The following is a 412-nucleotide window of genomic DNA, read 5'->3' on the forward strand; positions in this document are numbered from 1 at the left end:
GTGCAAGGATGCGAAATGCCGAATTCGATGACGTCGCCGACGGCGATGTCATCGTCCGGCTGAAGCGACAGAAAGGCGTGCTGGTCGTTGAGTTTCACGACCTCGCCTTTTAATGGCACCGCAAGCGGGTGGCCGCCGCGATAGACCGTCAGCGGCTTCGGGAAACCCTGGTCGAACGAGACGTCGCGCATGCCCATGCCGCAGATGGCGAGACCGGTCTCCGGCCGCGACAGCACCTCGGCCCAGATGCGCAGCGCCGGGCGGAACGAACGCCGCGCCGAAGCGCCGGCGCCATCGACGGCAAAACCGTTGCGGGCATCGACCGCGCCCAGCGATCGGTCGTAGACGCCATGGTCGTGGAAGAAGATGGCGCCGCTGCGCAGCACCAGCGTCGCCTTGCCGTCCTTGGCGA

1 pseudogene is annotated in these 412 nt (G+C 66.5%); it reads right to left on the minus strand.

The window, feature by feature from the left end:
• Positions 1 to 412: pseudogene (locus EOA29_RS40510) on the minus strand (amino acid deaminase); the annotation flags it as partial.

It is taken from the genome of Mesorhizobium sp. M1E.F.Ca.ET.063.01.1.1 (assembly GCF_003998155.1).
GTDB lineage: Bacteria > Pseudomonadota > Alphaproteobacteria > Rhizobiales > Rhizobiaceae > Mesorhizobium.